Below are 19,419 nucleotides of genomic sequence, written 5' to 3'. Positions count from 1 at the left end.
ATTAATCTAAACCTGATGACAGAAACTGTCATCAGGCAAAGCTATTCCTCGGGCATCCCAAATTTGGAGCCTCCGATGTTGACCCTTATGATTTACCCTTCGGCCTTTGGCCTGTTCAGCGCCAGCCCCTTTTGCGTCAAGGCCGCTTATATGCTGGAACATGCGGGCCAGCGTTGGCAGCGGTCCGATATGTCGGACCCCCGCAAGATGCCCCATCAGAAACTGCCGGTTCTGCGCACGCCAGAACGGCTTGTCCCCGACAGCGACCTGATCCGCGATTGGCTTGAGGCGCAGGGCGCGAACTTCGACACTGGGTTAAGTGACATACAAAAGGCGCAGGCACGAACGCTGATCCGCATGGCAGAGGAGCATATCTATTTTCAGGTCGTCCAGGACAGATGGGCCAATGACGACGTCTGGCCAATTCTGCGTAAGACCTTCTTTTCGGTTATTCCTGCGTTGATCCGAACGCCGGTGTCGAACTCAATCCGGAAAAAGGTCGTCCAAGGATTGGTGTTTCAGGGTGTCGGCCGTTTCTCACCCGCTGAGCGTCAGGACCGTCTTGAGCGGGACCTTGAAGCGATATCCGCTTATTTGTGGCAATCACCGTACCTTCTGGGCGACCGGCCAACATCAGCAGATATGAGCGTTGGGCCCATGTTGGCTGCAATGCGCGCAACACCGGTGGAAACCCCGCTGACCCAGCGGATCAAACAGGATAGGCTGCTCAACGACTACGTGGACCGAATGGAACAGGCGATACCGCTGCCATGACACCTTTTGACGACCCTGCGGTGCAGACCGCCTTTGAAGCGTTTCCCGAAGACACCCGTTCGGGTGTCCTCGTCTTGCGCGAGCTGGTGTTTTCAACGGCCGGGACTTTGCCTAAAGCTCAGCCATTGAATGAAGCACTGCGTTGGGGCCAACCCGCCTATCTGGCGCCCAAAGGTTCAACCATCCGGCTGGGCGGGCACAAAGCGGCATCCTTTGCACTGTTCGTGCATTGTCAGAGCCGACTAATGGGTGATTTCACCACCGCCTTTCCGGGCGAGGATCGGTTGGACGGCAACCGGGCCATTCTGTTTGATGACCCGGATCAGATTGATGAAACCCGGCATGGCTGGTTGATCGCACGGGCGCTGACCTATCACCTTTGACGGCGTTTGCGTTCGACCTTGCGCTTGATCTTGTCTTTCTTGCGCTTGGTACTGACAGCCTTGCGTCTTGCACCCCGCTTAGCAGGCCCGCCTCCGCGTGGCAGGGCCTGGTCGTCGATGGACAGCAGCTCCAGCTCGAGCCCGCCGGTAACGGGCGTGGCCTCGGTCAGGCGCACGGTGACACGCTGGCCGATGGAGATGATCAAACCGGAGTCCGATCCCATAAGCGTTCCGGCTTCGCGGTCGAAATGGAAAAACTCGCGCCCCAGTGACCGGACGGGCACCAGCCCGTCCGCGCCGGTTTCGTCCATCTTCACAAATGCACCGAACCGCGCGATGCCGCTGATGCGACCACTGAATTCATTGCCCACGCGCTCGCTCAGATAAGCGGCCAGATAGCGATCCGTCGTATCCCGCTCGGCCATCATCGAGCGGCGCTCGGTGTCCGAAATATGCGTCGCCGTTTCATCAAGGCGCGCGATCTCATCCTCGGCCAGCCCGTCATCGCCCCAGCCATGCGCCGTGATCAGTGCGCGGTGCACGATCAGGTCCGCATAGCGGCGGATGGGAGAGGTGAAATGCGCGTAGTTGCGCAACGCCAACCCGAAATGGCCAAAATTCTCGGGGTTGTAATAAGCCTGTGCCATTGAGCGCAAAGTTGAAAGGTTGATCAGCTCTGCATCCTCGGTCCCGGCGGCCGCGTTCAACAGCGCATTCAGGTGTCGGGTCTGCAGGACCTGCCCCTTAGCCAAATTCAACCCAGCTGCCTGTGCGGTCTCCCGCAGGCTTTCCAGCTTTTCTTGCGCCGGTTCCTCGTGCACACGGAACAGCAACGGGCGGCGCTTGGCGATCAATGTCTCGGCGGCGGCCACATTGGCGAGGATCATAAATTCCTCAATCAGCTTGTGCGCGTCCAGCCGGTCGCGGAAAGCCACACTTTGGACCTCGCCCGCGTCACTGAGAACGATCTTGCGTTCGGGCAGGTCCAGTTCCAGCGGCTGCCGTTCTGCCCGCGCTTTCTTTAGCGCGGCATAGGCATCATAGAGCGGCTTCAAAACAGGCTCTAACAACGGCCCTGTGCGGTCGTTTGGATTGCCGTCGATAGCGTCTTGAACTTCGGCATAGTGCAGCGAGGCGGCCGAGCGCATCAGACCACGTACAAAGCGATGAGCAATCTTGTTTCCATCCGCATCGATCTGCATCCGAACAGCGATACAGGCGCGCGGAACGCCTTCGTGCAGCGAACACAGGTCTCCAGAGAGGCGATCCGGCAGCATCGGCACCACCCGGTCCGGGAAGTAGCTGGAGTTGCCGCGCTTGCGCGCCTCACGATCCAGCGCAGTACCGGGCTGCACATAGGCGGCAACGTCGGCGATGGCGACCCAGATCACATGCCCACCAGGGTTCTTGGGGTCATCGTCGGCATGGGCATAACAGGCATCGTCATGATCCCGCGCATCTGACGGATCGATGGTCAGCAAAGGTATATCCCGCAGGTCTTCGCGGCCTTTTAGACCAACCGGTTTGGCCTTATCGGCTTCGGCAATCACCTTGTCGGGGAAATCATCCGGAATACCGTGCTGATGAATTGCAATCAGTGACACAGCCTTGGGCGCCGATGGATCACCCAGCCGTTCCACAATGCGCGCGCGCGGCAGGCCCATTCGGTTCTTTGGCCCAGCCTGTTCAGCCTCGACCAATTCTCCATCCTTGGCACCCAATACGGCCCCATCAGCAACCAGCCATTCGGTCTGACCGGCTTTGTCGATTGGCACGATCCGTCCGCCTTCCGCACCTTTGCGAAAGATGCCCACGATCTTGCGCGGGTTCGTGCCGACACGTCGGATCAGGCGTGCTTCGTAATTGTGGTCTTCTTCATGCACAACCGTGAGGCGGGCCAGAATGCGGTCGCCCTCGCCCAGCGCAGGATCGCTGGCACGGGTGATGAGCAGAATGATCGGCTCGACCCCTTCGCCATGCCATTCCAAGGGCCGTGCGAACAGGTCGCCATCCGCATTCGGAGCCTTCACCTGCAGCACGCTGACCGGTGGCAGGCGGTCCGGATCGCGATAGCTGCGCTTGCGCTTTTCCAGATGCCCCTCGGCCTCTAGCTCTTTCAGGATGCGCTTCAGATCGATCCGGTCCGCGCCCTTGATACCAAAGGCTTTGGCGATATCGCGTTTCGAGGTCAGGGTGGGGTTCGCCGAGATCCAATCGAGGACCTCCTGCTTGGTAGGTATGCGAGTCATATCTCCGGCCTATCACGGGTATGCGACCGCGTCATGACCAAAAAGTTCAGGGCGTCAAGTCAGCCACCGTATCAACGTCGCGCAGATGGTCCAGCAATCCTACGCGGCACCCCGGAACTGAGGCCAGAGTGTCAGCCAGCGCAGTTTCAGTAGACCAGCGTACATTACGGAACAGGCTTGTCGGCAACGCCTTGTACCGCTGAGCCCCTACCAACCAATAGCCACCGTCCGGCGCAGGGCCAAATACAAATTCCGACTGTCCCAATTCCTTGAAGGCTCGTGCGATATGCTGGGATGTGATCCCGGGAATGTCCGCGCCGATCAGACAAACCGGTCCCTGCGGCATGCCGCGCAACATGCGTCCCATGCGGTCGCCCAGATCACCTCGCCCTTGCGCCGCGCGGGGCAGATCAACGGGCCAGATGCGGCTGGTCAGACCTTCCCGATCCGGGGCGACGGCAAGCACTATCTGCCAGCGTGGGTCCCGCAATCGCCGGATCAGCGCGCGTGTCTGATGGCGGAACCACCACGCCGCGCCAACCATGCCGATGTCGCGCCCCAGCCGTGTCTTGACCCGACCCGGGCGGGGTTCTTTCACCATGATGACCAATGTGCGCTGCATGGTTCAGGCGAAATAGTCCTGAAGGATACGCGTGTAGATCGCCTTGAGCTGTTCGATCTGCGCCACCTCGACGCATTCATCGACCTGATGCATCGTTCGGCCAACAAGGCCGAACTCAACCACTGGGCAATGGTCTTTGACAAACCGCGCATCCGAGGTACCACCTGTTGTCGACATCTCGGGGCGCACACCGGTTTCGGTCTCGACCGCTTTCGCGACCAGATCAGACAGGGGGCCGGGTGGGGTCAGAAAGCTCTCGCCTGAGATCTTGATCCGGACGTTGACCGCGACATCGTAGGTTTCAGCCACGGCTTTGGCTTCGGCCTGCAACCACTCACTAAGGCTGGCGCCCGAGTGTAGATCGTTAAAGCGGATGTTCACGGCTCCGGTACATTGCGCCGGGATCACGTTGGTTGCTGCGTTGCCCGTGTCAATACTCACAACGGCCAGGGTTGAGGCATCGAAATGGTCCGATCCCTGATCCAGTTCGTGGCTGGCCAGCTTATGCATCAAACGCGCCATGGCGGGCAGAGGGTTTTTGGCCCGGTGCGGATAGGCCGAATGCCCCTGCTCACCGGTCACCGTGAACCAGGCGGTCATCGAACCACGCCGCCCGATTTTCATCATCTCGCCCATTGTGTTTGGGCAGGTCGGCTCACCCACCAAACAGGCAGACATTCGTTCTCCGGCCTTGGACATGTAATCAAGCAGTGCCGTGGTGCCGTCCACCGCGTCCGCCTCTTCATCGCCCGTGATCGCAAGAATAATTGCCCCGTCCGGGGGGGTGTCGCGCACGAAATCCACAGCGGCCGCCGCAAAGGCCGCCACGCCGGATTTCATGTCTGTGGCCCCGCGCCCATACATCAAACCTTCGCGGATTTCTGCACCGAACGGGGGCATCGTCCAGGCTGCTTCGTCACCCACTGGGACAACGTCAGTATGCCCGTTGAACCCAAAGCTGCGCGGATGGTCTTTCGGCCCCCAGCGCGCGTACAAATTGCTGACATCACCGCGATCCGCGCGGGTGCAGTCGAAGCCTGCGTCGGACAGAAGCTTCTCCAACAACACAAGCGCGCCGCCTTCCTCAGGTGTGACTGATGGGCAACGGATCAGGTCCGCCGTCAACTTTACCGGATCTGTCATTTCTGGGCCCTTTTGGTTCATTCAATCGCGGGATCGTGCACAGATTCAACGAATTGGATCAATTGCCAACCCCTCGCCACCGGATTCCGGGCGCTTTTTTTCGCGAGTCTTGAAATGACACCCCAATAAAACATGGCGGTTTACCTTGCGGCCACCTTGCCGTGCCTTTCAAATCTGCGTTAGAGGGCCGCGAAACAGGTGAATTGACGATGACACGTGCGCTTCTCGTTTGGATCTGCCTGACTTTCGCCGTTCTTGCACAGCAAAGCCAGGCGCAGACGCTTTCGGTCACGACCGTGACCCGCCCCCCGTTTTCCTATGTCGAGGACGGGGCCCAAACCGGTTTTTCAATGGACCTGCTGCAAGCCCTGTCCGAAGCACTGAATTGGGACTACTCGGTCACCAGGGTCGAGGCCTTCAGCGATATGCTGGGTGCTGTGCAGGAAGGAACCGCGGACCTGGCTGTGGCCAATATCTCGATCACGGCTGCGCGTGAAACGCAGATGGATTTCAGCCAGCCGATATTCGAGGCCGGTCTGCAGATCATGGTGCCATCGGATGCAGCGCGCAGACCATCGCTGCTGCACGCTTTGCTGTCTGTTGAATTGTTCATCGCCATCGGACTGGCCTTTGCGATCTTGCTTGGCGGCGGGATGCTGATGTGGGGGTTTGAGCGTCGGGCCCAGCCGTATTTCGACCGCAAGCTGAATGAGGCATGGTTCCCGTCCTTTTGGTGGGCGCTGAATCTTGTGGTCAATGGCGGGTTCGAGGAACGCATGCCGCGCACACCGTTCGGACGGTTGCTGGGCGTGGTACTGGTGGTGTCCTCACTGTTCATCGTATCGGTCTTCACAGCGCGCATCACGTCGGTCATGACCGTGGATGCCATCAGCGGCAACGTGAACTCAGTCAACGATCTCTACGGCAAGCAGGTGGGCACAATCTCGAACTCAACTGCCGCAAACTTCCTGAACCGGCGCGAGATCGAATTTTCCGGTTATGAAAACCTGGATGATGTGCTGACCGCATTCCAGGATAAGGAGTTGGACGCCGTTGTCTTTGACGCACCGATCCTGTCCTATTACGCGGCGCATGAAGGACGTCGGATCGCATCGATGACAGGTGGCGTTTTCCTACGCGAGAACTACGGGATTGCGTTCCCAACCGGCTCGCCATTGGTCGAGGACGTGAACCAAGCCCTGTTGGCGCTGCGCGAAGACGGCACCTATGATGAAATTTACCGCAAATGGTTCGGGGTGCGGAACTAAGCCGGTTCTTCATCCCCGAAAAACGGCGTCATTTGCGCCACGATAACGGCGTTTTCGTCCAAGGCCCGCTGCATCAAGTCGCGTTCGTCCGGGTCGATGTCGTGCCCCTGCGCCTCACGCTCGGCCAGAGTTCCATAACCGGTGACGTCCAGTGGCGCCGTGTCGGCCTGTTTCAGGATCGCCACGGTTTCACGCACCGCTTCAGCCTCATCCACGCCGCTAGCAAAACACATCAGCGCTGCTCCGGTCGCACCTTCGGGCAGACCGTCGCCTTCTTTGCGGCCAATCTGAACGAGCAATGTATAAACTTGCTGACGGGACGGTTTCTTTTGCTTTTCCATGCAGGGGGCCATAGCCGCGCGCCTGTCCGTGGTCAAGCAGCCGGGAATTGCGGGAAGCCCCCAGCACGTCCATAGTACCCGCGAAAACCCATTTCAAACTGCAAAGGATTTTTCATGGCCTACCCAAATTTTATTACAGACTTCCCTAGCCTCGACGTCCCATTCCCCGAGGACGTGGTGCAAACCGCCGTCATCCGGTCAGATGCGGGTTTGGTCGCGTTCTTCACCTTCCTCAAGGATTTCGAACTGCCACCGCATTCACACAAGGCGCAATGGGGCACGGTGGTCGAGGGCGAGGTTGAACTGACAATAGGCGGAGAAACTAAGACCTATCGCCCCGGCGACAGTTACTCGATCCCGTCTGGTGTTGAACACGGCGGGAAAATCAAAGCCGGAAGCCGCGTGATCGACGTGTTTGAGGAACCCGACCGCTATCCAGTCAAAGGATAAACAAAAAAAGGGCTGCAGCGAGATACGCTACAGCCCCGTTTCAAATCCGCACTTGATTTAGTCGCGCAGCAGTTCGTTAATCCCGGTTTTCGAACGAGTTTTCTCGTCCACGCGCTTTACGATCACGGCGCAATACAGGTTGACGTTGTTCTTGGACGGCATCGAACCCGCGACAACCACCGAATATGGCGGCACTTCGCCATAAGTGACTTCGCCGGTTTCGCGATCCACGATCTTGGTGGATTTGCCGATAAAGACGCCCATTCCCAAAACCGAGCCTTCGCGCACGATGCAGCCTTCGACCACTTCGGAGCGCGCGCCGATAAAGCAATTGTCTTCGATGATGGTCGGGCCAGCCTGCATTGGCTCCAAAACTCCGCCGATGCCAACACCGCCTGACAGGTGTACGTTTTTACCAATCTGCGCACAGGAACCAACGGTGGCCCAAGTATCGACCATGGTGCCTTCGTCGACATAGGCGCCCAGGTTCACGAAGGACGGCATCAGAACCACGCCGGGTGCGACATAGGCCGATTTGCGCACAACACAGTTAGGAACCGCGCGGAAGCCAGCGGCACGCCACTGGTTTTCACCCCAACCGGCGAACTTGCTGTCCACTTTGTCCCACCAGCCGCCATCCTGTGGACCGCCGGTCTGGATTTCCATATCCTTGATGCGAAAGCCCAGTAGAACTGCCTTCTTGGCCCACTGGTTCACATGCCAATCACCGCTTTCCAGCTTTTCAGCAACCCGCAGCGAACCGCTGTCCAGCGCGGCCAGCGTATCCTCGATCGCCTCGCGTTGTTCGCCGGTGGTGGCGGGCGTGATGGTGTCGCGCGCCTCCCAGGCGGCTTCGATAGCGGTTTCCAGTTGCGCGTTGGACATCGGATGGCTCCCTGCAGAATCTGTTCACGTTTGTTTGGCCTATACGCAACTGCATCTCGCGGTGCAATGCGACGCAGAAGGTACGATTTGCGGCTAGCTTGACCTGTGTTCAGCTTGCGCGGCGGATATGGCGGGTCAGAATGGCCGTCGCCGTGGCCGCGTCCTTGCGCTTGAGCGCCTGAACGATGGCTGCGTGATCACCATCCGCACGGTGTACCCACTTGGGACGCCAATGGGCAAACAGGTGGCGCGCGCCGGCGATATGAAGGTCATCGATTGCATGCAGCAGGCGTGGCAACCCGCACGGCGTCAGGATCGAGCGATGAAAGGTACGGTTGCACGCTTCCCACTCGGGCATCGTTTGCGCAGCATCACAGGCGATCCGAGCGTCATCCGCCTCTTTAAGCGCGCCAGGCGTCATATTCTGTACCGAATGCTGCAAGGCCAGGGATTCCAGCGCGACACGCATTTCAACCACTTCGCGCACTTCTGCCGGGTCCAGCGCCGAAACACGCATACCGCGGCGCGGCTCACTTTGGGCCAACCCGTGCGCTTCCAGACGCAGCAATGCCTCGCGCACCGGTACATGGCTGGTCTCAAAGGCCCGCGCGATGTGATCCTGACGTAGCTTTTCACCGGCAAGCAATTCGCCCGTGATAATCTTCTGTCTAAGGTTTTGGTAAATTGTGTCGGCGATCGTAGTGGTCATAGATTATCGATAAAATCCTTAACCACCTTCCACAAGCCGATAATTCAACCCATCAGCGGGTCCGGGGCAATATTTCCCCCGCACACCAGAACCGCCACGCGTTCTTCTGGTTCTGGCTTGTAAACACCTGAGGTCAAAGCCGCCAACGCGGTCGCACCGGCCGGTTCGACCAATATGCGATGGGTCTGCCACAGCGCCTTTTGCGCGGCTGCAATCGCCTCGTCTGAGACAAGAACAGATGTCATTCCTTGCGCAAGATCGAAACAAATCCCTCCGATCCGCCGCGCGCCCAGCGCGTTGGCTGCTATCCCCGAGACCGAGACATCCACCGGTTCACCCGCCTGCAGCGCCGCGTTCAGCGCGCAGGAGGTTTCCGGTTCGACTGCTAAGACCTTGCGCGTGCCATCAAACCAACCCAAAGCCCCGCCAATCAGGCCACCGCCGCCCACTGCAACCAAAATGGTGTCAGCCTGCAGTCCCTGCGCCTCCCATTCGGCAAAACACGTGCCCTGCCCTGCTACGGTTGCGGGGGCATCATAAGCGTGGATTTGCATCGCCCCGGTCGCAGCCTCATGCGCTCTGGCCTCGCTCAGTGCGTTTGCGTATTCACCTTGCACCACCGTCAAATCCGCGCCCGTCTGTTCAATCAGGGCGATCTTGGATGGTCCGGCAAGGTCTGGCACGAAAATCTTGGCCGGATATCCCAGCGTTTGTGCCGCATACGCCGCCGCCGCACCGTGATTGCCGCCCGAAGCCGCCACAACGCCAGCCTCGGGCACGTCCAAGCTGAGCAGCGTATTAAACGCCCCGCGCGCTTTGAAACTGCCCGTGTGCTGCATATGCTCCAGCTTCATTTCGACCGGATAATCCAATCCGGGCATAAGGCTTTCAATCACCGGGGTCAGCTGCGCATACCCATTGATCCGTTCGGCGGCGGCGGAAATTTCACTCTTCCAATTCATTCTTGTTCTTCCGTGGCTGGCACTCTGCCTGCGAACCCTATAGCTGTTTTATGAACACGCAAGCAGGGAACCATCACCCATGAGAGAAGACCGCCTCAGCCCTTTCCGCGACGCCCAGACTGACCGCTCGACCGCGAGCGAGGTGCCGGACACGCCGCAGACGCGCTCACCCGCCTATCGCCTTGCCTTTGCAGACGATGATTTCCTGTGTCGGGATGAGCTGCGCCCCGTGCGTCTGCAACTGGAGTTGCTGAAGCCCGAGATGATCATGACCGAGCGCGAGATCACCTCGACCATCGTCATGTTCGGCGGCGCACGCATTCCTGAGCCGTCGCAGAAACACACCGCGCGAACCCAGACGCTGGCCAACCTGTCGCAATATTACGACGAAGCGCGGGAATTCGCCCGTCTGATGACCGAAAGATCCAATGAAACCGGCTGCCGCGAGAACGTGATCGTCACCGGCGGTGGCCCCGGCGTGATGGAGGCCGGAAATCGTGGCGCACAGGATGCCGGTGGCTGTTCCATCGGCCTGAACATTGTGCTGCCGCACGAGCAGGCGCCGAACCTGTATGTAACGCCCGATCTCAGCTTTAATTTCCACTATTTCGCCATTCGCAAGATGCATTTCCTAATGCGCGCCCGCGCCATCACCATCTTCCCCGGCGGCTTCGGCACGATGGACGAGCTGTTCGAGTCGCTGACGCTGATCCAGACTGGCCGGATGGAGCGTGTGCCCTTCCTGCTGTTCGGCCGCGATTTCTGGGAAAAGGTCATCAACTGGGAGGCGCTGGCGGATGCGGGCACGATCTCGGACGAGGACCTCGACCTGTTCCGCTTCGTGGATACCGCGCAAGAGGCGGTCGATATTATTGAAAACTGGGAACCGGCCCCACCCCGCGATGAAATTCCGGGGCGCTGAGACATGAAGCCGCCTAAGACCGGTGAGATGTTGCACCTGCGCGGGAACGCGCTGAACAAAGGCGATCCGGTGGCCCTGCCGCTGACGCAAAGCAGCATGTACCACCTGCCCGGCGCACCGGACGGGCATCCGACCTATGGCCGGGTCGACAACCCGACCTGGGTGCATCTGGAACACGTGCTGTCCCATTTGGAAGACGCGCCCTGTCTGACCTTTCCGTCAGGTATGGGGGCGATCTCTGCCGCTTTGTTCGCGACGGTCAAAGCCGGGTCCCATATCCTGATCCCCTCGGACGGGTATTATGTCACACGACTGCTGGCCGATCGGTTCCTGTCCAGTCTAGGCGTCTCGGTTACTGAGCGTCCAACGACGGCGTTCGCAGAGGGCGGGTTTGACGGGTTTGACGTGGTCTTTTTGGAAAGCCCCTCGAACCCCGGTCTGGATATGATGGACCTGCCTGCGATCGCCACTGCCGTTCGCGCGGCGGGCGGTCTAACGATTGCCGACAACACAACGATGACGCCACTGGGTCAACGCCCGTTGGATATGGGCATCGACGTGGTGGTGGCCTCGGACACCAAGGCTATGGGCGGCCATTCGGATCTTCTGATGGGTCACGTCGCCAGCCGCAACGCGCAGATCATGGAACGGGTTGAGGAATGGCGGCGCGTTTCCGGCGCGATCCCCGGCCCGCACGAAGCATGGCTGCTGCATCGCGGGTTGGAAACGCTGGACGTTCGTTTCGACCGGATGTGTGCATCGGCGCAAGTGCTCGCTGAACGGTTGGCAGAACATGAGGCCGTCAAACAGATCCGCTATCCCGGCCTGTCGGGTGACCCTTCCTATGCTCTGGCCAGGGCGCAGACGCCCCGGTTCGGGTTCTTGTTGTCGATCACGTTAGAGACCGAGGAAAAGGCCGAAACTTTTATCAACACCTGCCCGATGCTGCGACCGGCCACATCGTTCGGCGGTGTCCACAGTTCTGCCGAACGACGCGCACGCTGGGGCGATGACGTCGATCCGGCCTTTATCCGTCTTTCAATAGGTTGCGAACCGACGGATGAACTGTGGCAGGCGATGGAAACCAGCCTGAACGCGTTATGATTTCTTCTTAGGCTCGCGCAGTTCAGTGAACACATAGATCGGCAGCACAATGCTGGCGATCAGTGCCCCCAACCAAACAAGCAGAGTCGCCGCCAACAGGTTGGCAACGCCGCCAACGGTCAACCCGGTCGTAATCAGATCAGTCACCAACAGGCCGACAAACGTCACGATCAAGGCAATCCCACCCTTGATGGAGGGGGCTTTTTTCTCACCCAGTTTCAGGATCAGCGGCTCGGCCACCACCTGCACCAGCGTGAACACGATCACCACGACGATGAATGATATCGGCTTGATCGCAAACCCCGACAACAGCAGCGTAGCAAGCAGTAGCCCTATGGCATTGCCGGTCAAAAGGGCCAGTGCGGACTTGATTCTGCGCGTCATAGGGTTCTCCGTGGATGATCAGTTAGAAACATGCAGATATTAACAGGCCCATGGGATTTTGCGAGCGGTTTCAAAAGCCGCTTTCTTTTGGGTCATTGAAATCGCATGATAAAACACATTCATCCTGTTCAGACCGACCCGCGAGAGGTGAGATGAGCGACGATCCCTATACCATCCTTGGCGTCGCCAAAGACGCCAGCGCCGCCGAGATCAAAAAGGCTTACCGGCGCATCGCCAAAGAATGCCACCCGGATCTCAAGCCCGGGGATGGCGAGGCTGAAGAAAAATTCAAGGCGGCTGCGTCCGCCTATGACTTGCTGAAAGACCCGGAAACACGTGAGCGATACGATAATGGCGAGATTGATGCATCGGGTCAGGAAAGGCCACAGCAGCAATATTATCGTGAATATGCCGAGGCCGCCGGGAATCCCTATCGCGGTCGAGCGGCAGATCCGGATGACATGTCCGACATCTTTGCCGAATTCATGCGGGGCCGCGGAGGATACCAGCAGCGCACGCATGAATTCCACGCGCCGGGCCACAATCGCGCTTACAATCTGCAGATCAGTTTTCTGGACGCGGTGTTCGGGGCCAGCCAAAAGCTGACGCTGCCGGATGGTGACCGGATCGAGGTCAAGATCCCCGCTGGCATCACCGATGGCCAGACTATCCGCCTGCGCGGCAAAGGCGACCCGGGTTTTGGCGAAGGCCCGCCCGGCGATGCTTTGGTCACTGTGTCAGTGGCTAAACACCCGGTCTTTGATCGTCAGGGCGATGACATCCATATTACTCTGCCCATCACAATTGATGAGGCCATTCTGGGTGGCAAGGTACCCGCCCCCACCATTGATGGCGGCGTCAATGTCAGTGTCCCCGCAGGCACCAGCAGCGGCAGGACGTTGCGCCTGCGCGGCAAGGGGGTCAAGAAGCGCGGCTCGTCCGATCGCGGCGATCAGTTGATCGAACTAACTGTATCCATGCCCGATCAGATTGATGACGATTTGAAGCAATTCATGGAGACTTGGCGCGAAAGCCACAGCTATGATCCGCGGAAAGGAATGCCGTCATGACCCGCACCCTGACCGAAGAGCAGCTGATCGCAACCGTCACCCGCCTGACCTCGACCCGCCTGACCGAATACCTGGCTGCCGAGATCGTCATTCCCGAGCAAACCGAGCAGGGGTTGGTGTATCACACCCTCGACGTGGCGCGGTTGGAGCTGGCGTGCGAGCTGCACGACCAATACGAGATGGAGCCTGATGCGCTGTCGATGATGATCTCACTGATCGACCAGATGCACGGCCTTCGGGCCGAGTTACGAGAGGTTCTGAATGCGGTAGACACGCAACCGGAGCCGGTGCGTCGGACATTGATCGAGGTAATTGGAACGGCGCGGTTCGGTCGCAAGTAACCCCCGCTTAGTTACCGACAACATACTCTTCGGGAACGAAGAACGTGTAGTCCCGATCAGCCACCGCTTCGTGACAATCGTGGCAATAGACGACAGCGTCCGAACGCGCGCCCATCGTGTCACCAAACAAAGACCCGTCGGGCATGACCATGATATAGCGCCAGTCCGCAGTTTCCGGGCTGGTGCCTTCGGCGAGTTTTTCCATCACGAACAAAGCCCCGGGATGGACATTGCCCTCGTCCGTGACCGTGACGCTGTCCTTGGCCAGCACTGACCCCATCGGCAGTTTTTCACCCTCGGCCAAAGTACCATAGTTGTGCGCCATGCGGTTGGCATAGCTGTTCACATAGCGCTGCCCATGGGTTGCCGAGATGTAAGGCGCGTCGTTGAACAGCGGCCATGCCTGATAGTTCATCAGCAAATCTAACTGCGCGGCGGCATAGCCACGCTCCATCCGTCGCTGCAGGGACTTGTAGATGCCCAAAGCTTCTTCTTTGGACAGCTCGGCAGGATTTTCAATGGCAAGGTGAGCATCCTCACCACTGGATTGAGCGCCAGCCTGATGCGCAGCAAGCCCCACCACAAACAAAGCCGCAAGAAATGTCGGAAACAGTCTTATAAATCGTACAAACATGTATTTGGCCCACCTGTTTCAAAAGGTTCGCCTGAACGCCGCAAGTTACGTGTAAAATGATAGCGGCCATGAACAAACGCGCCACGACCGGAATGCGACTCTCACTGCTTTGTGCGCAAGCGTGAGGCCTAGGCAGCCGGTTTCAGCCCCCAAAACATATCAAATTGTGCATACAAATAACAGCGGCCAGAAAATTAATTTCTTGGCGTAGTTTGCACGAAATTTGGGCTTGTCAGCTCTGCAATCCCGCTTCGGCTTCGATCTGCTTGCGCGACTTGCGGGCGCGCTCTGTGGCCGATTTCAACTGACCGCAAGCTGCCATGATGTCCTCGCCACGCGTCTTGCGAATGGGAGAGGCATATCCTGCCTGATAAATGATGTTCGCAAACGCCCGGATTCGGTTATTCGAGCTGCGCTTGTAAGGCGCGCCGGGCCATTCGTTGAACGGAATCAGGTTGATCTTAGCGGGAATGTTGTGGCTTTTGATGTGGTCGATCAAGCGATGCGCATCTTCGTCGCTATCGTTCACACCATCCAGCATCACGTACTCGAAAGTAATCCGCTCGGAATTGGACACCTTGGGATAATTTGCCAATGCCTGCAGCAGTTCTTGGATGTTCCAGCGCTTGTTGATGGGCACCAGAAAATCGCGGGTTTCATCCGTTGTCGCGTGGAACGAGATCGCCAGCAAGCAGCCGATCTCGTCAGCTGTGCGCGCAATTTCCGGCACCACGCCGGACGTCGACAAGGTGATCCGACGGCGTGACAGAGAAATGCCTTCGGGGTCCATGGCGATCTTCATCGCGTCGCGCACGTTTTCGAAGTTATAAAGCGGCTCACCCATGCCCATCAGAACGATGTTCGACAACAGGCGTGTTTCGTCCTTTGGCGCACCAGGGGTCGGCCATTCGTCCAGATCGTCGCGGGCCATCATCACCTGACCGACGATTTCTGCAGCCGTCAGGTTGCGCACCAGTTTCTGCGTGCCCGTATGGCAGAAGGAACAGGTCAGCGTGCAGCCAACCTGAGACGAGATGCACAGCGTCCCGCGATCCTCTTCGGGGATGTAGACAACCTCAACCTCATGGCCACCCGCGATGCGGCACAGGTACTTGCGCGTGCCGTCCTCGGACACCTGCCGGGTCACGACCTCGGGGATCTCAACAACGAAATTCTCAGCCAGTTGCGCACGATACGCTTTGGCGAGGTTGGTCATCTCGGCAAAATCGCGCACGCCCCATTGATAGATCCACTGCCAGATCTGCCCGGTCCGCATCTTGGCCTGCTTTTCCGGCGTGCCATGTTCGATCAGAGCGTCACGCAACTGATCACGGGTCAACCCGACAAGGTTGATCTTCCCCTCGGGCAGTTTGCGGGGGATGGTCATGACATCTTGAGTGATCGGCGCTTTGGGCGACATATTGCTATCTCAACGAATTCGGGCTTGGGATGCGCCTCTATATAGGATCGCGCGCAAAGATCAAAAGAATTCGTATCATTTAATTTGCCATGCGCAGCAATTCATCCACACGCGCCCGGCCCAGATCAACGCGGCAGGACGCAATGGCAATACCGGTACCAGAGCCGCCACCGTATGAAGCCCCCACTGCTTCACATTGCGCATCGCGATATCCTCTCCATGCCTCTTGTGCAGCCTCAAGTGCCGGTTGTGCCACCACACGGTCTGTGACCTCGTCCAACTCAAATGCGGACTGCATGGCGAAGCCATAGCTTGTCTCAACAGCCATATTCACGCGTTTCTCCATTTCCCCAACGCAGGCTCCGATTTCGACCTGCGAACCTGCGTCGAAACATTCCAGGCTGGGATCTGCCCACGCGGCCGAAGAAAAAAGCACTGCAATCAAGACGTAACGCATTATCCGTTTCCACATATGAACCCTTGTATGTGGCCACCGTAGCACGCGTTGCGCCGTAGTCCCAATTGCAAGTCGGCCGCAAAGGCCAAACCGATGCGACCGAACTATCTGCATTACGATTACGAAGAATCAGGTCAGGTGAACATGTCAGATCCCTGCAGGTAGGATGTCGCAATCATCCGCGTCCAAAGTTTGCACGGGATCTTTTGGACCGCATTGCTCGCCAGAAACCGGATAGGTTTCGTTGTTTTTTTCACATGCGCTCAGAAATACGGCGGCGACCACCAACACGGCAGCAAGAGGTTTGTTCAGCATGGATAAGCTCCTTCCATATATTTGAACTGATTGGTTCAGAAAGATGGGTCGCTTGCCTTGATGCGGATCAATTTGGGGTGGTGGACGTGGCGTAAAGATCGGATGACACGTATGATCGCCCACGAAAAAGCCCCGCCAAATGACGGGGCTGCGTAAACCTGTTGTCCTTGTTTATTGGGTGCAGCGCTTTTCGGCGTCTTCGATCGCAGCACTGAAACCCAATAGCGAGAACGTGTCTTTGGTCTGGGTTCCGCGCTCGGACCGGGCGGTCAGAACGGCCTCGGTGCCGCGCTTCATCGCTGCGACGACCTTCAGGTCTTCGCCTTCGGTTGCCGGCCAGGCCCATTCACCTTCGGTGATCAAAGCGAACTCGGTGCCGTCAATCTCAAGGGTGACCGTCGATCCTGCCGCGAAAGGATAGCCGCCGGTAAAGGTCACCTGACCTTTGACTTCGGCATTCGGGCGGTAGAACACGAACAACAGGATGTCGCTGCGGCGCACCGAAACCACGCGTCCGCCTTTGGTGTTCACAGTCTCTTTGGGCGCGGATACGCTCCAGCACTCTGTGGGATCTTTCTCCACAAAAACGCTCCAGTCGGTCTTCGCAGCAACCCGATTGGTGCTGGTCGCCTGCTGAGCGATTGCGGTTGTGGCCATTCCTGCCACGCACAGACCCGCAATTGTGCGGACGAGTTTTAATCCCATCTGTCCAGCCTCCTAGCTCGACCTAATACCTCATACCCATCGAGACCGCATACGAACTCTGTCGGTTCGTCTGTAAGTTGCGTATTCCGATGATTGTCGACATACACACACTAACGCAGGTTTCGCCACAGGCGAAAGGGCGATTGGCAGATTTTTGCGCATATAATGGAGGGGCCAGATGACGCAGCCGGTACCAATGACAGAACTATGGCGAGGCCCCTTGTTGGAAAGCCTGCATCTGGGCCACGCAGTGACCTGCGACGACAGCGGTCATATCGTACGCAGTTGGGGCGATCCGGACACGGTGATTTACCCTCGGTCTTCTGCAAAAATGATACAGGGGCTGCCGCTGATCACATCGGGTGCAGCCGCCAAATATGGCCTGAACTCCGAGCATCTGGCCCTCGCCTGTGCCTCGCATAGCGGCGCACATATCCATACCGACAGAGTTACTGCCTGGCTGGATCACTTGGGCTTGACCGAACACGATCTGCGCTGCGGTCCGCAAGAACCGCAGGACATGGCCGCGCGCGACGGGCTGATACTTGCCGATGACACGCCCTGCCAGATCCACAACAATTGCTCGGGCAAACATTGCGGGTTTCTGACGGTCGCACAGCACATGGGCGCGGGACCGGAATACCTTGAGATCGACCACCCCGTACAGCAAGCCTGCCTGTCCGCGCTGGAAGATACCACTGGAGAAACCAGTCCTGCCTATGGAATCGATGGATGTTCGGCCCCGAACTTTGCGACATCACTGGTGGGACTGGCGCGTTCGATGGCGTGGTTTGCCTCGGCCGCTGACCGGTCGGACCGTGCCAGCGACGCAGCGCAACAGCTTACGGCGGCCATGATCAAGCACCCCGAACTGGTGGCGGGCGAAAGCCGCGCCTGTACAGAACTGATGCGCGCTATGGATGGCCGCGCTGCAATCAAAACAGGGGCTGAGGCGGTGTTCATTGCCATCATCCCGGAAAAACGAATGGGTGTTGCGCTGAAAATCACTGATGGCACCACCCGCGCCAGCGAATGCGCAATCGCCGCGATTCTGGTAAGCCTTGGTGTGCTGGAGGCCGATCACCCGGCCACCCGCAAATTCATGAATGCCACGCAATACAGCCGTCGCGGGCTGGAATGCGGTGTAATCAGACCTGCGCCGGGGTTCCCCGGCTAAGGTTACATTTCGATTTCATGCACCTCGGCCACTTCGACCGAGCCTGAGCCGTTGACTACCATGGGACAGCCCTTGGCCATTTCGGTCGCGGCATCAATGCTATCGGCCTTTACAACCGTAAAGCCGGATGCCGGGTTTACGCCGCCATTGTCGACGACGCTTCCGTTGCTGACCGTATAGGATTGACCAACCGGATTGCCGGGTATGTCCAGCGCCTCACCCATGCCTTGGAACCATGCGCCCCACGCGGCCATAGTTGCTTCTACTTCAGCGGGGTCGGTTGGTGTGGTTCCGCCGTGATAGACAAACAAATATTGTGGCATTTTATTTCCTCCCTAATGAAAACTTATCCAAACTGCGCCTCAAGCTTGGCCAGCGACGATGTCCAGCCCATGTTGTGGTTAGCTGCAGCCTCGGCATCTGCCAGTTCGCGGTGTTCCACGACCAGCTGTGCACCATTATCCGTTGCGACAACCGAAAACGTGACGTGGCTTTCCGCCCCGCGCTGATCCTGATCGTCATGCCAGGCCCAGGTGAACCCAACCGAATTGGGCGGATCAACATGGGTGACATGACCGGACACCTTGAATGTCTGGCCTTCTGCGTTCTTCATTATTGAATACCAGGGCCCCGTGCGTGAGAAATTCAGGTCATGCTCGGGCACATGCACCCCTTCGGGCCCCCACCACTGCAACAGCTTCGCCCCATCACTGACCCAGGCAAACAGGTTTTCCGGGGTGGTCGGGAACTCGCGTTCCAGTTTCAGGTCGGCCATGAGTTTTCCCTTTCAATGAGGTCGCCCAGACGATCGAGGCTGTTTTCCCAGAACTGACGTTTCGAAATCGTCCATTCGGCAATCGCCCGCAGCCCGTCGGGCTGGATGGAATACATCCGCTGAGTGCCGTGGACGCGCTGTTGCACCAGCCCGGCCTCACGCAGCACTTTCAGGTGGCGCGAAATCGCTGCGCCCGACATGCCGCGCCCTTGGATCAGGTCACCGGCAGGCAGCTCTCCGTCCTGCATCAGTTGCTCGACAATCGAGAACCGAGTGGAATCGGACAAAGCAGAAAAAGCGTTTATCAGAGTGTTCATAGCCCTTATTTA

At 58.4% G+C, this 19,419-nt stretch carries 25 protein-coding genes; 9 read left to right on the top strand and 16 right to left on the bottom strand.

Features of this window, described 5'->3' with window-relative positions:
* The first annotated feature begins 15 nt into the window (after nt 1-15).
* Nucleotides 16-774 carry a glutathione S-transferase family protein gene (locus AC2FLA_RS10220; RefSeq protein WP_496721947.1) on the top strand — a complete coding sequence of 253 codons (759 nt, stop codon included), beginning with the start codon at nt 16-18 and terminating at the stop codon, nt 772-774.
* Nucleotides 771-1,157 (top strand): DUF1801 domain-containing protein, encoded by a 387-nt coding sequence (locus AC2FLA_RS10215; protein ID WP_496721945.1) that lies wholly within the window; start codon nt 771-773, stop codon nt 1,155-1,157. Before AC2FLA_RS10220 ends, AC2FLA_RS10215 begins: the two co-directional genes overlap by 4 nt.
* On the opposite strand, the gene rnr is transcribed toward AC2FLA_RS10215, so the two are convergent.
* From rnr to dapE, 3 genes are read right to left on the bottom strand one after another with little or no spacing between them, the layout of a single operon-like run.
* Nucleotides 1,148-3,406, bottom strand: coding sequence for a ribonuclease R (gene rnr / locus AC2FLA_RS10210; protein WP_496721943.1), 2,259 nt, complete (start codon nt 3,404-3,406; stop codon nt 1,148-1,150). The genes AC2FLA_RS10215 and rnr overlap by 10 nt on opposite strands.
* 46 nt (nt 3,407-3,452) lie before the next feature.
* Nucleotides 3,453-4,028 carry a TIGR04282 family arsenosugar biosynthesis glycosyltransferase gene (locus AC2FLA_RS10205; protein WP_108861084.1) on the bottom strand — a complete coding sequence of 192 codons (576 nt, stop codon included), beginning with the start codon at nt 4,026-4,028 and terminating at the stop codon, nt 3,453-3,455.
* A 3-nt stretch (nt 4,029-4,031) separates the two neighbouring features.
* On the bottom strand, nt 4,032-5,171 hold the full coding sequence (gene dapE / locus AC2FLA_RS10200) for a succinyl-diaminopimelate desuccinylase (RefSeq protein WP_496721941.1): 1,140 nt from the start codon (nt 5,169-5,171) through the stop codon (nt 4,032-4,034).
* A 209-nt stretch (nt 5,172-5,380) separates the two neighbouring features.
* Here dapE and AC2FLA_RS10195 point away from each other — a divergent pair, with 209 nt between their 5' ends.
* The gene (locus AC2FLA_RS10195; protein ID WP_496721939.1) at nt 5,381-6,439 is read left to right on the top strand and encodes a transporter substrate-binding domain-containing protein; all 1,059 of its coding nucleotides are present in this window, start codon (nt 5,381-5,383) and stop codon (nt 6,437-6,439) included.
* On the opposite strand, the gene AC2FLA_RS10190 is transcribed toward AC2FLA_RS10195, so the two are convergent.
* Entirely contained in the window at nt 6,436-6,780 is a 345-nt protein-coding gene (locus AC2FLA_RS10190) for a DUF8846 family protein (protein ID WP_058279829.1), read from the bottom strand. The genes AC2FLA_RS10195 and AC2FLA_RS10190 overlap by 4 nt on opposite strands.
* Nucleotides 6,781-6,894: 114 nt before the next feature.
* Between AC2FLA_RS10190 and AC2FLA_RS10185 the strand changes: the two genes are divergently transcribed.
* On the top strand, nt 6,895-7,230 hold the full coding sequence (locus tag AC2FLA_RS10185; protein ID WP_472724597.1) for a cupin domain-containing protein: 336 nt from the start codon (nt 6,895-6,897) through the stop codon (nt 7,228-7,230).
* Nucleotides 7,231-7,287: 57 nt separating this feature from the next.
* Here the strand turns inward: AC2FLA_RS10185 and dapD are convergent, their stop codons facing one another.
* The 3 genes from dapD to AC2FLA_RS10170 form a co-directional block, all read right to left on the bottom strand.
* Nucleotides 7,288-8,115 carry a 2,3,4,5-tetrahydropyridine-2,6-dicarboxylate N-succinyltransferase gene (gene dapD, locus AC2FLA_RS10180; RefSeq protein ID WP_058279709.1) on the bottom strand — a complete coding sequence of 276 codons (828 nt, stop codon included), beginning with the start codon at nt 8,113-8,115 and terminating at the stop codon, nt 7,288-7,290.
* A gap of 109 nt (nt 8,116-8,224) precedes the next feature.
* Complete coding sequence (locus tag AC2FLA_RS10175; RefSeq protein ID WP_058279708.1) at nt 8,225-8,824, bottom strand: GntR family transcriptional regulator; 600 nt, start codon at nt 8,822-8,824, stop codon at nt 8,225-8,227.
* A gap of 44 nt (nt 8,825-8,868) precedes the next feature.
* Nucleotides 8,869-9,786 (bottom strand): threonine/serine dehydratase, encoded by a 918-nt coding sequence (locus tag AC2FLA_RS10170; RefSeq protein WP_496721936.1) that lies wholly within the window; start codon nt 9,784-9,786, stop codon nt 8,869-8,871.
* Between the two features lie 79 nt (nt 9,787-9,865).
* Here AC2FLA_RS10170 and AC2FLA_RS10165 point away from each other — a divergent pair, with 79 nt between their 5' ends.
* Both AC2FLA_RS10165 and AC2FLA_RS10160 read left to right on the top strand, forming a co-directional pair.
* Nucleotides 9,866-10,708 (top strand): LOG family protein, encoded by an 843-nt coding sequence (locus AC2FLA_RS10165; RefSeq protein ID WP_472724600.1) that lies wholly within the window; start codon nt 9,866-9,868, stop codon nt 10,706-10,708.
* 3 nt (nt 10,709-10,711) lie between these two features.
* On the top strand, nt 10,712-11,812 hold the full coding sequence (locus tag AC2FLA_RS10160) for a cystathionine gamma-lyase (protein ID WP_472724601.1): 1,101 nt from the start codon (nt 10,712-10,714) through the stop codon (nt 11,810-11,812).
* Here AC2FLA_RS10160 and AC2FLA_RS10155 read toward each other — a convergent pair.
* Nucleotides 11,807-12,196 carry a hypothetical protein gene (locus tag AC2FLA_RS10155; RefSeq protein WP_496721934.1) on the bottom strand — a complete coding sequence of 130 codons (390 nt, stop codon included), beginning with the start codon at nt 12,194-12,196 and terminating at the stop codon, nt 11,807-11,809. The two genes, AC2FLA_RS10160 and AC2FLA_RS10155, sit on opposite strands and share 6 nt — an antisense overlap.
* A 152-nt stretch (nt 12,197-12,348) precedes the next feature.
* Here AC2FLA_RS10155 and AC2FLA_RS10150 point away from each other — a divergent pair, with 152 nt between their 5' ends.
* Complete coding sequence (locus tag AC2FLA_RS10150; protein ID WP_496721932.1) at nt 12,349-13,266, top strand: DnaJ C-terminal domain-containing protein; 918 nt, start codon at nt 12,349-12,351, stop codon at nt 13,264-13,266.
* Nucleotides 13,263-13,607: a hypothetical protein gene (locus AC2FLA_RS10145; RefSeq protein WP_496721930.1), complete on the top strand. Its 345-nt coding sequence runs from the start codon at nt 13,263-13,265 to the stop codon at nt 13,605-13,607. The genes AC2FLA_RS10150 and AC2FLA_RS10145 overlap by 4 nt, the downstream gene beginning before the upstream one ends.
* 7 nt (nt 13,608-13,614) lie before the next feature.
* Here AC2FLA_RS10145 and AC2FLA_RS10140 read toward each other — a convergent pair whose 3' ends face one another.
* From AC2FLA_RS10140 to AC2FLA_RS10120, 5 genes are all read right to left on the bottom strand, one after another.
* Nucleotides 13,615-14,241: a cytochrome P460 family protein gene (locus tag AC2FLA_RS10140; protein WP_496721928.1), complete on the bottom strand. Its 627-nt coding sequence runs from the start codon at nt 14,239-14,241 to the stop codon at nt 13,615-13,617.
* 232 nt (nt 14,242-14,473) lie between these two features.
* Complete coding sequence (rlmN, locus tag AC2FLA_RS10135; protein ID WP_472724605.1) at nt 14,474-15,661, bottom strand: dual-specificity RNA methyltransferase RlmN; 1,188 nt, start codon at nt 15,659-15,661, stop codon at nt 14,474-14,476.
* 79 nt (nt 15,662-15,740) lie between these two features.
* Nucleotides 15,741-16,118 carry a lysozyme inhibitor LprI family protein gene (locus AC2FLA_RS10130; RefSeq protein ID WP_496721926.1) on the bottom strand — a complete coding sequence of 126 codons (378 nt, stop codon included), beginning with the start codon at nt 16,116-16,118 and terminating at the stop codon, nt 15,741-15,743.
* Nucleotides 16,119-16,265: 147 nt separating this feature from the next.
* Nucleotides 16,266-16,433, bottom strand: a complete 168-nt coding sequence (locus tag AC2FLA_RS10125; RefSeq protein ID WP_186437396.1) for a hypothetical protein — start codon at nt 16,431-16,433, stop codon at nt 16,266-16,268.
* Between the two features lie 171 nt (nt 16,434-16,604).
* Entirely contained in the window at nt 16,605-17,138 is a 534-nt protein-coding gene (locus AC2FLA_RS10120; RefSeq protein ID WP_058272619.1) for an invasion associated locus B family protein, read from the bottom strand.
* A gap of 178 nt (nt 17,139-17,316) precedes the next feature.
* Between AC2FLA_RS10120 and AC2FLA_RS10115 the strand changes: the two genes are divergently transcribed.
* Nucleotides 17,317-18,315: an asparaginase gene (locus AC2FLA_RS10115; RefSeq protein ID WP_496721924.1), complete on the top strand. Its 999-nt coding sequence runs from the start codon at nt 17,317-17,319 to the stop codon at nt 18,313-18,315.
* Nucleotides 18,316-18,317: 2 nt separating this feature from the next.
* Here the strand turns inward: AC2FLA_RS10115 and AC2FLA_RS10110 are convergent, their stop codons facing one another.
* The 3 genes from AC2FLA_RS10110 to AC2FLA_RS10100 are packed head-to-tail and all read right to left on the bottom strand — an operon-like array spanning nt 18,318 to nt 19,407.
* A complete protein-coding gene (locus AC2FLA_RS10110; protein WP_496721922.1) occupies nt 18,318-18,638 on the bottom strand; it encodes a YciI family protein in 321 nt (106 codons plus the stop codon).
* A gap of 23 nt (nt 18,639-18,661) precedes the next feature.
* Nucleotides 18,662-19,090 (bottom strand): SRPBCC family protein, encoded by a 429-nt coding sequence (locus AC2FLA_RS10105; RefSeq protein WP_496721920.1) that lies wholly within the window; start codon nt 19,088-19,090, stop codon nt 18,662-18,664.
* Nucleotides 19,078-19,407, bottom strand: a complete 330-nt coding sequence (locus AC2FLA_RS10100; protein ID WP_282120371.1) for an ArsR/SmtB family transcription factor — start codon at nt 19,405-19,407, stop codon at nt 19,078-19,080. Before AC2FLA_RS10100 ends, AC2FLA_RS10105 begins: the two co-directional genes overlap by 13 nt.
* Nucleotides 19,408-19,419: the final 12 nt, after the last annotated feature.

It is taken from the genome of Ruegeria sp. CDSA033 (assembly GCF_059612305.1).
The sequence above is the reverse complement of the archived record's forward strand: the minus strand, read 5'-3'. Positions and strand labels throughout refer to the sequence as shown.

What these genes read in the sequence shown, in the direction of transcription:
- dapD (WP_058279709.1), bottom strand. Translation starts at nt 8,115, where the DNA reads ATGTCCAACGCGCAACTGGAAACCGCTATCGAAGCCGCCTGGGAGGCG.
- AC2FLA_RS10175 (WP_058279708.1), bottom strand. Translation starts at nt 8,824, where the DNA reads ATGACCACTACGATCGCCGACACAATTTACCAAAACCTTAGACAGAAG.
- rlmN (WP_472724605.1), bottom strand. Translation starts at nt 15,661, where the DNA reads ATGTCGCCCAAAGCGCCGATCACTCAAGATGTCATGACCATCCCCCGC.
- AC2FLA_RS10110 (WP_496721922.1), bottom strand. Translation starts at nt 18,638, where the DNA reads ATGCCACAATATTTGTTTGTCTATCACGGCGGAACCACACCAACCGAC.
- AC2FLA_RS10130 (WP_496721926.1), bottom strand. Translation starts at nt 16,118, where the DNA reads ATGCGTTACGTCTTGATTGCAGTGCTTTTTTCTTCGGCCGCGTGGGCA.
- AC2FLA_RS10115 (WP_496721924.1), top strand. Translation starts at nt 17,317, where the DNA reads ATGACGCAGCCGGTACCAATGACAGAACTATGGCGAGGCCCCTTGTTG.
- AC2FLA_RS10155 (WP_496721934.1), bottom strand. Translation starts at nt 12,196, where the DNA reads ATGACGCGCAGAATCAAGTCCGCACTGGCCCTTTTGACCGGCAATGCC.
- AC2FLA_RS10220 (WP_496721947.1), top strand. Translation starts at nt 16, where the DNA reads ATGACAGAAACTGTCATCAGGCAAAGCTATTCCTCGGGCATCCCAAAT.
- AC2FLA_RS10215 (WP_496721945.1), top strand. Translation starts at nt 771, where the DNA reads ATGACACCTTTTGACGACCCTGCGGTGCAGACCGCCTTTGAAGCGTTT.
- AC2FLA_RS10145 (WP_496721930.1), top strand. Translation starts at nt 13,263, where the DNA reads ATGACCCGCACCCTGACCGAAGAGCAGCTGATCGCAACCGTCACCCGC.
- AC2FLA_RS10205 (WP_108861084.1), bottom strand. Translation starts at nt 4,028, where the DNA reads ATGCAGCGCACATTGGTCATCATGGTGAAAGAACCCCGCCCGGGTCGG.
- AC2FLA_RS10105 (WP_496721920.1), bottom strand. Translation starts at nt 19,090, where the DNA reads ATGGCCGACCTGAAACTGGAACGCGAGTTCCCGACCACCCCGGAAAAC.
- AC2FLA_RS10190 (WP_058279829.1), bottom strand. Translation starts at nt 6,780, where the DNA reads ATGGAAAAGCAAAAGAAACCGTCCCGTCAGCAAGTTTATACATTGCTC.
- AC2FLA_RS10160 (WP_472724601.1), top strand. Translation starts at nt 10,712, where the DNA reads ATGAAGCCGCCTAAGACCGGTGAGATGTTGCACCTGCGCGGGAACGCG.
- dapE (WP_496721941.1), bottom strand. Translation starts at nt 5,171, where the DNA reads ATGACAGATCCGGTAAAGTTGACGGCGGACCTGATCCGTTGCCCATCA.
- rnr (WP_496721943.1), bottom strand. Translation starts at nt 3,406, where the DNA reads ATGACTCGCATACCTACCAAGCAGGAGGTCCTCGATTGGATCTCGGCG.
- AC2FLA_RS10140 (WP_496721928.1), bottom strand. Translation starts at nt 14,241, where the DNA reads ATGTTTGTACGATTTATAAGACTGTTTCCGACATTTCTTGCGGCTTTG.
- AC2FLA_RS10170 (WP_496721936.1), bottom strand. Translation starts at nt 9,786, where the DNA reads ATGAATTGGAAGAGTGAAATTTCCGCCGCCGCCGAACGGATCAATGGG.
- AC2FLA_RS10125 (WP_186437396.1), bottom strand. Translation starts at nt 16,433, where the DNA reads ATGCTGAACAAACCTCTTGCTGCCGTGTTGGTGGTCGCCGCCGTATTT.
- AC2FLA_RS10120 (WP_058272619.1), bottom strand. Translation starts at nt 17,138, where the DNA reads ATGGGATTAAAACTCGTCCGCACAATTGCGGGTCTGTGCGTGGCAGGA.
- AC2FLA_RS10195 (WP_496721939.1), top strand. Translation starts at nt 5,381, where the DNA reads ATGACACGTGCGCTTCTCGTTTGGATCTGCCTGACTTTCGCCGTTCTT.
- AC2FLA_RS10150 (WP_496721932.1), top strand. Translation starts at nt 12,349, where the DNA reads ATGAGCGACGATCCCTATACCATCCTTGGCGTCGCCAAAGACGCCAGC.
- AC2FLA_RS10185 (WP_472724597.1), top strand. Translation starts at nt 6,895, where the DNA reads ATGGCCTACCCAAATTTTATTACAGACTTCCCTAGCCTCGACGTCCCA.
- AC2FLA_RS10165 (WP_472724600.1), top strand. Translation starts at nt 9,866, where the DNA reads ATGAGAGAAGACCGCCTCAGCCCTTTCCGCGACGCCCAGACTGACCGC.
- AC2FLA_RS10100 (WP_282120371.1), bottom strand. Translation starts at nt 19,407, where the DNA reads ATGAACACTCTGATAAACGCTTTTTCTGCTTTGTCCGATTCCACTCGG.